This window comes from Rubrivirga sp., assembly GCF_049648075.1.
GTDB lineage: Bacteria > Bacteroidota > Rhodothermia > Rhodothermales > Rubricoccaceae > Rubrivirga.
Map to the genome: position 1 here is coordinate 1 of NZ_JBARYR010000627.1, position 9,209 is coordinate 9,209.

Here is a 9,209-nt window from a genome sequence, read left to right on the forward strand (position 1 = left end):
CTGCCGATCACGTGCGGCGGTGGGACCCCGAGGTCGTCGTCGCAGCCAACTGCGGCCTGGACACGGTGGCCGCCCTCGAGGGCGCGGCGCGCGTCCTCGGAGTCCCTTTTGTGAACTGGCTCCAAGACGTGATGTCCGTCGGGACGCGGTCCGTCCTCGAGAGCCGGTTCGGTCTGCCCGGCCACCTACTCGGACGCGTCTTCGAGGCTCGCGAAGGACATCTCCTCCGCCGTGCCGACGCCGTCATCGCCATCACCGACAGCTTCCGGCCGCTCCTCGACGCCTGGAACGTCGAGGCCGACCGCGTCACCGTCCTCGAAAACTGGGCGCCCCTCGCGGACCTCCCACTCCGCCCGAAGCACAACGCGTGGGCGCGGGCACACGGCCTCGAGGCCGAGACGGTCGTGCTGTATTCCGGCACGCTGGGCATGAAGCACGACCCCGCCGGGCTGGCCGCCCTCGCCGAACGCCTGGCCGACCTCGAGGGCGCACGCTTGGTGGTCGTCTCGTCTGGCGAAGGGGCCGACTGGCTGGCTCGAGAAAAGGAGTCACGCGGCCTCGAGGCTCTGACGCTACTCCCCTTCCAGCCGTTCGAGGTCTTCCCCGACGTCTTGGGGTCTGCCGACGTTCTCGTCGCCGTCCTCGAGCCCGAGGCCAGCGCCGTCTCCGTCCCTTCGAAGGTGCTCGCGTACCTGTCCGCCGGCCGGCCGGCCGTGCTCTCGGTACCCGCTGAAAACCTGGCCGCCCAGATCGTGACCCGCTCCGGTGCCGGCGTCGTCACTCCGCCCGGTGATGCCGAGGCCCTGACGCGAGCCGTCGTCGGGCTCCTCGAGGACGAGGACCGCCGCGCTGTCATGGGTCGCGCGGGACGCGCGTACGCCGAGGACACGTTCGACCTCGATGCGATCGCCGAGCGCTTCGAGGCCGTCCTCGAGGCTGCGACGCCACGCCGGACGGCCGATCGCGGCTAGCTTCCCGGCATGCGGTTCAACGGACTCTCTGCCCCTCGCCCTGGAGAACCCTCGGACGACGGGATCGACCACGCCGCCGCCCAGGCCCCTACGCCGGAAGGCCTGAGACCAGCCGATGGACCGATCAGGCGTCGGCTGTTCGAGATCGTGTTTCACGCCGAGGATCCGGTCGCCAAGGTGTTCGACTTGGCCCTGATCGTCGCGATTCTAACGAGCGTGCTGGTGGTGATGCTTGAGAGCATCGAATCGATCAGCGCAGAGTACGGGCCGCAGTTGATCGCCGCCGAGTGGGTGTTCACGGCCATCTTCACGGTCGAGTACGTCACCCGGCTCGCCGTCGTCAGGCGCCCGTTGCGGTACGCCCGCAGCTTCTACGGGCTTATCGACGTGTTCTCGATCCTACCGACGTTCCTAAGCCTGATTATCCCGGGTGCTCAGGCGCTCCTATCGGTCCGAATCCTGCGAGCGCTCCGGGTCTTCCGCGTGCTCAAGCTCGCCAACTACCTCGACGAGTCCAGCCAGCTTGGGCGGGCGCTCGTCGCGAGCCGGCGAAAAATCCTGGTGTTCATTTTCGTCGTCATGACCGTCGTGACCGTAATGGGCTCGGCGATGTACCTCATCGAGGGCGGCCAGAACGGGTTCACGTCCATTCCACAGAGCGTCTACTGGGCCGTCGTGACGCTCTCGACGGTCGGGTTCGGCGACATCTACCCCGTCACGGCGCTGGGCAAGGCCGTCGCGACGGTCATCATCCTGATGGGCTACGGCATCATCGCCGTTCCGACCGGGATCGTGACCGTCGAGCTTGCCAACGAGATCAACGCGGGGCGACGCGCCAACCGCTACGCCGAGTGCCCCGTGTGCGGCCTCGAGGAGCACGACGACGACGCCCGGTTCTGCAAGCGGTGCGGGGAGTGCCTCCTACGAGAGCCCCCCCCGTCGCTGGCAGGCCGCACCGAGGAGGTACGGGACGAGGCCCGCGCCGTGGCCGGAGCTGAGTCCGTGGTCTCTGCCAACGACTGACGCCAGTGCGGGGACGTCGCCTCCCTACATACCGCGTCGACCTTGACCGGGCTACCCACCCTCGGCCTCGAGACGGACGAGACGTCACAGTATTACTCGTACATGAACGTCACGAGGTTGGCGGCCTCGATGGGCCGGTACTCGATGGTCGTCCCGCACGCACGGAGCCGGACGTAGGCCGTCCGGTCCTCCCACCGCGACCCGAACGAAACGGGGTCGCCCTCGTCGTCGAACGCCGACAACCCATTCGGATAGGTGATCGCGCCCTGGGTCGCTCGGTCGTAGTGGAAGATTCCCAGGCGGTTCAGCGCGTCCCGTTCCGCGTCAGCCGTCCTCGAGGACGTGACGTCGTCAAGGAGCCCAAGGCACCACTCGAGGACGGCAGAGGAGTCCGTCGACGTCAGGGCCGGCTCGAGGGCGTCGACGGTGTCGGCAGCTGCAGAAGACGTTGCGGACGACGGCGTCCCGTCCTGCGTGTCCAGGCACCCGAGCACACTGAGGATGAAGAGGGAGACCATCAGGGTGGTCGACGAGCGCATAGGTCGAGGCGATGAGTGCCCGTACGACGCAGCTCCAAGACGGCATCGTGTCCACGACCTCGAAAACGGACCCCGAGTTCTATCCCGCCCTGAGGACCGATGTGCGGACCCAGTTCACCTTCGAGGACGAACCGCCCATCCGGTCCGCGATCTCCAAGCGCCATGCCCTCGTCAAGAGCGCGTAGTCGAGGTCTTCTGCCGCTCGCCCCAGGTCCGAGATCGCTTGGAAGCCGAGATCAACGGGCGAGACGAAGCGACCGGGCGCGCTCGACAGATCGAGGACGCGGGCCCGCCCCAACCCCCGTCGGTACTCACCGCAGAGCTGTCCAAGCACGCACGCCTGTCCGTCCTCGAGGGCGAGAGAGGCCGCGTCGATGCGAGCCGCCCAGCCGGGATCGCGGTCGTCGAGCAGGTCCGCGCCCCGTTGGGCGCGTCCGCGAGCGTTGTCGAGGGTGATCGCGGCGATGCGACGGGCCTGGCGTCGCTGTCGGAGGTACTGGAGCATGGTCAGGTAACAGTCTCTGAAGACAACGAGGGGTACGGAGGTTAGGGTACGAGCAGAGCCAACAGGCCCAGCGCCGTCAGTGGAGCGGCAACGGCGGCGCGGAACAGTCGTTCCTCCCCCACGCTCACCTGGCTCCATTGGCTTCGTCGCCACAAGGTGAACGCTGTAGCCGAGGCGCTCGTGACGACGAGTCCGATTCCCAAGAAGGCGACAGTGAGCATGAAGGGTTCGTCCGGTGCCGCGGCCCCGCCGACCGGCGCCTCGCTCACCGCGTCGGCAGCGACTCGGAGCCAGATCACGAGCAGGACCGGCACGACCGCTACCAGAGTCGCCCGCCACGAGGCCCGCCACGCGAGCTGGCCGATCGTCCAGCCGGAGCGCGCGAACAGCATCCTCTCGACGCCGAGGTACGTCAGCGAGACCGCCCACCCGAGCGCGTACGGAAACAGCAACTCGGTCCCGACCACGTTCGACAGCAACAGCCAAGCGACGCTGACCGCCGACACGCTGAACACGTTGAGGGCCGTGTGGGGACGCCGCTCGGGATCATGCGGCAAGCCGTCGGCTTCGCGCGCCACGGGCCAGACCCGCGCGTACAAGGCGTACACCAAAACCGGAGACAGCAGCCACGCGGTCCCTCCCAAGGCCCACGCGAGGTACCCGACCAAGGCCGCACCGAACACGCCCGCCCCACCGACCGTCGTCTCCCGCCGGAGCATGGCGGCCGCCGTCACCAGCCCGACCAAGACCAGGAAGTGGCCCGCTAGCGCAGGGGCATCGAGGGTGAGAAGCCGGACCATCACCACATACGTGCCGACAGGGACAAACAGGTGGACCAGCCCGCCCCAGGTCACGGCCTCGACGATGGTCGCGAGCACGGCCACGATCGCGGCGATCCACAGCGCCTCGGCGCGTCCGACCGGCGTGAGCACCAACAGCGGGACGTGGACGCACAAAAAGGCCACGAACGCGAAGGCGACAGACCCCTCTCGGCTCTTGGTACCCGTCGCCGTCGCGTACGGCACCAAGCCGTGGCGCTCGCCTGTCAGCGCGGCCGCGGGCTCGGCCAACCCCAGGAGCAAGAACGGGATCGCGTACAGCACCGGGGACGACGCCGTCATCACAAACAGCCCGACGACGGCGAACGGCAAGGCCATCCCACCGATCGCCCACCGCCGGTTGCCGTCTTGTCCTGGGAGGATCACGCGGGCGGCGTTCGACCAAGACACTACTGCGATGGAGATCGCAGCCACCAGCACGACCGGCCACAGGTCCTCGAACAGCCACGGCATCGCGATTGCCACGGCACACGTCGAGGCGAGCATCGCCTGACGTGCGCCGGCGGGCGTTATGCGACGGCGGACCTGGGCGCGCCGGATGCCGAACGACGCGACGGCGAGGACTCCTAGCACCGCGACGGCCGTCGCGAGCGGGTGGACGGATGAGAGGACCCCGTTACCCACTGCTGCACGCTACCAGATCGAGGTCGTCCATGCGACAAGCTACCGGTGACGACGACGAACTCTCTTTAGGGCGACCGCGTAGGGAGATTCCCCTCTCGCTCCGCCATGTCTGATCCGTTCGAGCTCACGACCGGCCCCGGTCCCCTCGTCGCCGCCGCCGTCCACGACGGGCACGCCGTCCATCCCGAAACGCTCCCCCACTTCGCCCTCGAGGACGCCGGGCGGCTCCGCGAGGAAGACCCGTTCACTGGCGAGTTGACGGACGTTGCAGAGACGCGGATCGTCGGGAAGCGGTCGCGCTTCGAGGTCGACCTGAACCGACCTCGAGGGCGCGCAGTCTACCGGACGCCCGACGACGCGTGGGGGCTGACGGTCTGGAAGGACGGGCTCCCTGGCAACGTGGAGGAGCGGTCGCTCGCCACCTACGACGCGTTCTACGACGCCGTCGAGAAGCTGCTCTCGCTCAAGATCCAGGAGCACGGCTCGGTCGTCGTGTTCGACCTGCACAGCTACAACCACAAGCGAGACGGACCGGACGGACCCATCGCCGACCCCGAGGAGAACCCGGAGGTCAACATCGGGACGGGGACGCTGGACCGCGACACGTGGGGCGGCCTGGTCGACCGGTTCATGGCCGACCTCGAGGCCGGCGCCGTCGAGGCCGGACGGACGGGCCTCGATGTGCGCGAGAACGTCAAGTTCCAGGGCGGCAACTTCTCCCAGTGGATCCACCACACGTTCGGCAGCGCCGCGTGCGTGATCGCGGTCGAGTTCAAAAAGACGTTCATGGACGAGTGGTCCGGCGAGCCCGACCGCGCCCACCTCGACCAGCTCCACCGCGCGCTCGCGTCGACGGTCCCCGGCGTCCTCGAGGAGCGCGTGGCGGCCACGTCGTGACCACGGCCGAAATCAGCAGCCGGATCCGGTCCGCCCTCGAGGCCGGCGAGCCCGTCCGGCTCGACCTCGAGAGCCGCCAGGCCGGCGTAGCCAATGGACGCGTGTTCATCGACCACGCCGTTCCAGTGTTGGCGGTGCACCGAGGGCTGTGTCGCGAGAGCCGCCAGGCCGGCGCAGCCAACGGATCGGCCGCGGAGGCGGCGTGCGAGCAGGCGCACCACCTGGTCACAACGCAACCGGCGTACGTCTGGACCTCGACCACAGACCAAGACGCGGCGAGCGAGCTGGTCGAGACGGTCGCCCGTGAGCTTCGGCGCGCGGCCGGCGCGCTCCTCGTGGCCGAGGTCTGGACGCCGCTCGACGACAGCGGGGCGAGCGACGTCGACCCGTTCGGCCGGGCGCCTCGGTTCACCATCTACACTAGGGAGCCCCTGCGGACCGGCGCCCTCGACGAGTTGTGCGACGGCCTGTCCGGCATCGAGATCGCGGGCCAGGGCGCCGACGTGGACCACGTCGAGACGACCTCGATCGCGCCTCCAGGTTTGCTTCCCCTCGAGGTCGACGCGACCGTCGTCGGGCTGGCGGTCGACGCCGTGTTCGTCAACGCCCGCGACGACGAGTTCTACCCGCGCGTCTTGGACACGCTCCGCACCGCGATCGCGGCACCTCTCGCGCACACCGCCGCCCTCGAGGCCGACCAGCCCGTGGCGTCGCTCGGGCGCACCGTCCTCGAGGACACCGCCGACGTCGTGGACCAAGGCTTGGCCGAGGTGGCGAGCTCGTTCGGCTTCTTGCTCCAGGTCACACCGATCAACGCGACCGAGGCCTGGGACGAGTTCAATGCGGCCGGCTGCGACTGCGAGCCCGAGTTTTTGTACCGTCCCATCGCGTTCGACCCGGACGCCGCGCGCCGGACGCTGTTCGCGCTCCCCCTCGAGGACGTCGAGGACCCGACGGTCCACGGCCTGTTGCGCGAGTGCCGGGACGAGATCGAGGCGCACATCCGCATGGTGCTCGACATCGAGACGCCGCAGTTTTTGCCCACCAGCCTGCGCGTCTACGGCGCTCCCGACCCGGAGCTGGTCGCGCTTGCCCACGACATCGTCGCCGTCCTCGATGAGCGGCCCCGGTCGAAGCGCGGGAAAGAGAAAGTCGGGGCGACGGCGTTTGCGGCCGCCGCCCGAGCCCAGCTCGAGGCGTATCGAACCAAGTCCGAGCACGTGCCCGTCGAGGTCGAGATCCGGGACGACATGCCGGGGAGCCTGATGGTGTCGCGCGGCAAGCTCTTGGTCGGCGCGAAGATGAGCCTGAGCGCGAACCGCGTCGAGGCCTTGCTGGCCCACGAGGTCGGGACGCACGTCTTGACCTACGCGAACGGGTGCGCCCAGCCGCTCCGGCAGCTCCGGCTCGGGATGGCGGGCTACCAAGACTTGCAGGAGGGGATCGCGGTGCTGAGCGAGTGGCTCGTCGGCGGGTTGACGGCGGGCCGCTTCCGCACCCTGGCCGCCCGAGTCGTCGGCGCCGACGCGCTCGCCAACGGAGCCGACTTTCTCGAGCTCTACCGCGTGATCCGTGAGACCGGTCTGTCCGAGCGGTCTTCGTTCAAGGTCGCGCTCCGACTCCGCCGCGGCGGCGGCCTGACCAAGGACATGGTCTACCTCCGCGGCCTGCGCGACCTGCTGGGCTATCTCGAGGACGGCGGCGACTTCTGGCCTCTGTTCGTCGGCAAGATCGCGCTGCGCCACGTGCCGGCTATCGACGACTTGCACGCCCGCGGCGTCCTCGAGGACGCCCCGCTCCGCCCCCTCCTCGCCGACGACCCGGCCGCGCTCACGCGTCTGGACCGGGCTCGCGCCGGCCTCTCTGTCTTGGATCTCCTGTCTGACTAACGGCCTCGTCCTCGAGGCCGGCTTCCCCATCTTCCATGCGCATCGCGTTCCTCATCAACTCCTTCGAGACCGAGCGGGCCGGGTACACCACCACCCGCCTCGCGCTCTCGGCTCACCAAGCCGGCCACGACGTCCTGTACCTCTCCGTCGAGGACTTCGTCTGCGACCCCGACGAGACGATGCGCGTCCGTGTCCGCCGGCCGGGCGGGACGTACAAGACGATCAAGACGTTCATGGCGGGCGTCGTCGAGGACGGCGTCGAAGAGCGGATCGCGGCCCAAGAGATCGACGTCTTGCTCCTGCGCAATGACCCGGCGGACGACGCCGGCGACCGACCGTGGGCGCAGTCTGCGGGCATCGTGTTCGGCCAGATGCTGGCGCGGCGCGGCGTGATCGTCCTCAACGACCCGGAGGGCCTGGCCAAGGCCGTCAACAAGGTCTACTTCCAGCGCTTTCCGTCCGACGTCCGCCCGAAGACGCTGGTCACCCGTCACGAGGACGACGTCCGACGGTTTATCGACGACCACGGCGGCGACGCGATCATCAAGCCGTTCCAAGGATCGGGCGGCGACGGCGTGTTCGTGGTCCGAGGCGACGACACGGCCAACCTCAACCAGATCATCGACGCGGTGTCGGTGAACGGCTACATGGTGGTCCAGGAGTTCCTCGAGGACGCGGCCGGCGCCGACACGCGCATGTACCTCGTCAACGGCGAGCCGCTCGTCGTCGACGGCACCTACGCCGCGTTCCGGCGCGAGGGCTCCGGCGACGACGTCCGGAGCAACATCAGCGCGGGCGGAAAGATCGCCAAGGCCGAGATCGGAGACCGCGAGCTCGAGATCGCCGAGAAGGTCCGCCCCCAGCTGATCCAGGACGGCATGTTCATGGTCGGGATCGACATCGCGGGCGGCATCCTGCTCGAGGTCAACGTGTTCAGTCCCGGCGGCATCGGCAGCATCCAGAAGACGACCGGCGTCGACTTCGCCCCGGCCATCATCGACGCGATGCACCGCAAGGTCGAGGCCAAGACGAACTACAGCCAGCACTTCGACAACGTGACCCTGGCGACCCTGTGATCCGAGCGGCCCTCCTCACCTTGGTGATGCTTGCGGGGTGCGCTAGCGCGCCCCCCCGATCCGTCGAGACCGACCGTTCGCTGCCTCCTCACCCTCTGACGATGGGGGACGACGGTAAGTATCGCGTCGACCTCGATGGCTTCGCTGTGGGGCCGGGCGATACGGTGTCGGTCTCGTCTGTTCGGGCTCCCCTCGAGATCGTCCTCGAGGCCGTCGGGGCGCCGGCTGACGCGTTGATTATCGACACCGTTCTTTCGGAGACGTCCGCCCCACCGCCTGAGGTCGTGGGATTTCGGACCGCTTGGGCTCAGATCGAGCCTCTTCGCAACGGAGAGACTGCTACCTACCTCGAGGACGAGGCGACCTGTCACGTGTGGCTCGTCGTGGGCGTCGTCGAGGACGGCACGATTGCGTGGCCCCCGAAATTCACCGGGACGCAGTGCCGGTCCTCGGGGTCAAGCAGGTAGAGATAGGCCGACCTCGAGGACGCTACCCGCAGTCGACGCCGTCGTCCTCGCACGGGTCGTGGCCCCAGTTCTTGAGCGAGTACCGCCAGTCCATTTCGGAGACGTCGCCGTCCGGCATCTGTGCCTTGTGGCGCTTGATGTAACCGACCACCTTCGACATGTGGTCGAGGTCGGACTCGGTCAGGTCGTCCTTGTTGGTCCGCTTGATCTCGACGATCCGCCGGCCGGACTTGTGGCCCGTCGACTCACCGCCGTCCTCTTTCGCCCCGACCCGCTTCGAGTCGTCGGTCTCGAGCCAGTCCTCGAGGTCGTGCGGCTGCATATTGACTAGGTCGCGGAACTCGTTGTAAGTCTCCTGTCGGTCGTCGGTCCAGTCCAT

General features: G+C 68.4%; 10 protein-coding genes. 6 read left to right on the forward strand and 4 right to left on the reverse strand.

Going from position 1 to position 9,209, the window contains the following annotated elements; translation table 11 throughout:
- Together WBA11_RS17065 and WBA11_RS17070 are read left to right on the forward strand one after the other, a co-directional pair.
- The coding region (locus WBA11_RS17065) for a glycosyltransferase family 4 protein (RefSeq protein WP_424521846.1) at positions 1-971 on the forward strand (971 nt) is incomplete at its 5' end.
- A gap of 147 nt (positions 972-1,118) precedes the next feature.
- Positions 1,119-1,994: an ion transporter gene (locus tag WBA11_RS17070; RefSeq protein WP_424521847.1), complete on the forward strand. Its 876-nt coding sequence runs from the start codon at positions 1,119-1,121 to the stop codon at positions 1,992-1,994.
- Positions 1,995-2,086: 92 nt separating this feature from the next.
- On the opposite strand, the gene WBA11_RS17075 is transcribed toward WBA11_RS17070, so the two are convergent.
- The 3 genes from WBA11_RS17075 to WBA11_RS17085 all read right to left on the reverse strand — a co-directional run bounded on the left by WBA11_RS17075 (position 2,087) and on the right by WBA11_RS17085 (position 4,501).
- Positions 2,087-2,512, reverse strand: coding sequence for a hypothetical protein (locus tag WBA11_RS17075; RefSeq protein WP_424521848.1), 426 nt, complete (start codon positions 2,510-2,512; stop codon positions 2,087-2,089).
- Positions 2,513-2,612: 100 nt separating this feature from the next.
- Entirely contained in the window at positions 2,613-3,038 is a 426-nt protein-coding gene (locus WBA11_RS17080; RefSeq protein ID WP_424521849.1) for a hypothetical protein, read from the reverse strand.
- Between the two features lie 41 nt (positions 3,039-3,079).
- The gene (locus WBA11_RS17085) at positions 3,080-4,501 is read right to left on the reverse strand and encodes a hypothetical protein (RefSeq protein ID WP_424521850.1); all 1,422 of its coding nucleotides are present in this window, start codon (positions 4,499-4,501) and stop codon (positions 3,080-3,082) included.
- A gap of 105 nt (positions 4,502-4,606) precedes the next feature.
- Between WBA11_RS17085 and WBA11_RS17090 the strand changes: the two genes are divergently transcribed.
- The 4 genes from WBA11_RS17090 to WBA11_RS17105 all read left to right on the forward strand — a co-directional run bounded on the left by WBA11_RS17090 (position 4,607) and on the right by WBA11_RS17105 (position 8,830).
- On the forward strand, positions 4,607-5,398 hold the full coding sequence (locus WBA11_RS17090; RefSeq protein WP_424521851.1) for an N-formylglutamate amidohydrolase: 792 nt from the start codon (positions 4,607-4,609) through the stop codon (positions 5,396-5,398).
- Positions 5,395-7,287, forward strand: coding sequence for a flavohemoglobin expression-modulating QEGLA motif protein (locus WBA11_RS17095; RefSeq protein ID WP_424521852.1), 1,893 nt, complete (start codon positions 5,395-5,397; stop codon positions 7,285-7,287). The genes WBA11_RS17090 and WBA11_RS17095 overlap by 4 nt, the downstream gene beginning before the upstream one ends.
- 35 nt (positions 7,288-7,322) lie before the next feature.
- The gene (locus WBA11_RS17100; RefSeq protein WP_424521853.1) at positions 7,323-8,363 is read left to right on the forward strand and encodes a glutathione synthetase; all 1,041 of its coding nucleotides are present in this window, start codon (positions 7,323-7,325) and stop codon (positions 8,361-8,363) included.
- 101 nt (positions 8,364-8,464) lie between these two features.
- Positions 8,465-8,830 carry a hypothetical protein gene (locus WBA11_RS17105; RefSeq protein ID WP_424521854.1) on the forward strand — a complete coding sequence of 122 codons (366 nt, stop codon included), beginning with the start codon at positions 8,465-8,467 and terminating at the stop codon, positions 8,828-8,830.
- A 22-nt stretch (positions 8,831-8,852) separates the two neighbouring features.
- Here the strand turns inward: WBA11_RS17105 and WBA11_RS17110 are convergent, their stop codons facing one another.
- Positions 8,853-9,209, reverse strand: a complete 357-nt coding sequence (locus WBA11_RS17110) for a DUF3140 domain-containing protein (RefSeq protein WP_424521855.1) — start codon at positions 9,207-9,209, stop codon at positions 8,853-8,855.

Bases quoted from the DNA above. Each gene is read 5' to 3' on its own strand.
- WBA11_RS17075 (WP_424521848.1), bottom strand. From the start codon at position 2,512: ATGGTCTCCCTCTTCATCCTCAGTGTGCTCGGGTGCCTGGACACGCAG.
- WBA11_RS17080 (WP_424521849.1), bottom strand. From the start codon at position 3,038: ATGCTCCAGTACCTCCGACAGCGACGCCAGGCCCGTCGCATCGCCGCG.
- WBA11_RS17090 (WP_424521851.1), top strand. From the start codon at position 4,607: ATGTCTGATCCGTTCGAGCTCACGACCGGCCCCGGTCCCCTCGTCGCC.
- WBA11_RS17100 (WP_424521853.1), top strand. From the start codon at position 7,323: ATGCGCATCGCGTTCCTCATCAACTCCTTCGAGACCGAGCGGGCCGGG.
- WBA11_RS17105 (WP_424521854.1), top strand. From the start codon at position 8,465: ATGGGGGACGACGGTAAGTATCGCGTCGACCTCGATGGCTTCGCTGTG.
- WBA11_RS17110 (WP_424521855.1), bottom strand. From the start codon at position 9,209: ATGGACTGGACCGACGACCGACAGGAGACTTACAACGAGTTCCGCGAC.